Here is a 955-nt window from a genome sequence, read left to right as displayed (position 1 = left end):
GGACCTGCGCGGGCGAGGACGCCTGCTGCACGTAGGCCGAGACGTCCTTGAAGACGCTCGTGAGGTCGAATTCCTGCTGGTAGTGGGCGCCGTTGACGTTGCGTGCCTGCTGCCCGCAGATGGCGAGAAGCGGCACGTGGTCGAGGTGGGCGTCGTACATGCCGGTGAGCAGGTGCGTCGCGCCGGGACCGGAGGTCGCCATGCAGACGCCGACCTCGCCGGTGAACTTGGCGTAGGCCGCAGCCATGAAGGCCGCCATCTCTTCGTGCCGGACCTGGATGAACTCGAACGGCAGGTCGTTGCGCTGAAGGGCGCCGAGCAGGCCGTTGATGCCGTCGCCGGGATAGCCGAAGATCTTCTTCACCCCCCATTCGGCCAGGCGTTTCCAGAAAAAGTCGGCGACGGCTTCGGCCATGGCGGGTCCTCGGCGATGGGCATCGGCGCCGCCCGCTACGCGAACGTGGTCGGGGCGGCGTGAAACGGAACCTGCGTACACCGGCACACAGCTTCCTTCGTGCGGTGCCAACTTTGCGTGGGAAGCCAGGTTCCTGGGAGTTTCCGGAGCGTACTGACGATGCCGTGATCTAATCCCATCTACGGAACGGCGAGGTCCAGGGCATAAAGGTGCTGTTTGGACGTGATGAACAGCCGTTGCTGCTCCGGGGAAAAGCAGAGGTTGGAGCATACCTGGGGCGTCGGGATCAGTCCGAGACGATGCCCCTCCGCGGAGAAGACCTGGACTCCTGCCTCCGAGCTCGTCCAGATCCATCCCCGATCGTCCACACGGAAGCCGTCCGGCACGCCGGGCTCGATCTCGGCGAAGACCCGCGGTTCGCCCAGGGTTTGGTCATCCAGGACCGGATAAGCATGGATCGTATGCCCGTCGCCGCCCTCGGTTCGAGAGGTATCGCTGACGTACAGGGTGCGCCCGTCCGGCGAGAAGGCCAGCCCGTTC

General features: G+C 65.3%; 2 protein-coding genes. Both read right to left on the bottom strand.

The features are described 5' to 3' along the window. A partial coding sequence (locus AAHG09_RS31795; protein ID WP_342112336.1) for a thiamine pyrophosphate-binding protein occupies positions 1-415 on the bottom strand: 415 nt, incomplete at its 3' end. Positions 416-594: 179 nt separating this feature from the next. Beyond that, positions 595-955 (bottom strand): SMP-30/gluconolactonase/LRE family protein (locus AAHG09_RS31790; RefSeq protein ID WP_342112337.1); only part of this gene is annotated, 361 nt, incomplete at its 5' end.

Source organism: Methylobacterium guangdongense (genome assembly GCF_038442355.1).
GTDB lineage: Bacteria > Pseudomonadota > Alphaproteobacteria > Rhizobiales > Beijerinckiaceae > Methylobacterium > Methylobacterium guangdongense.
The sequence above is the reverse complement of the archived record's forward strand: the minus strand, read 5'-3'. Positions and strand labels throughout refer to the sequence as shown.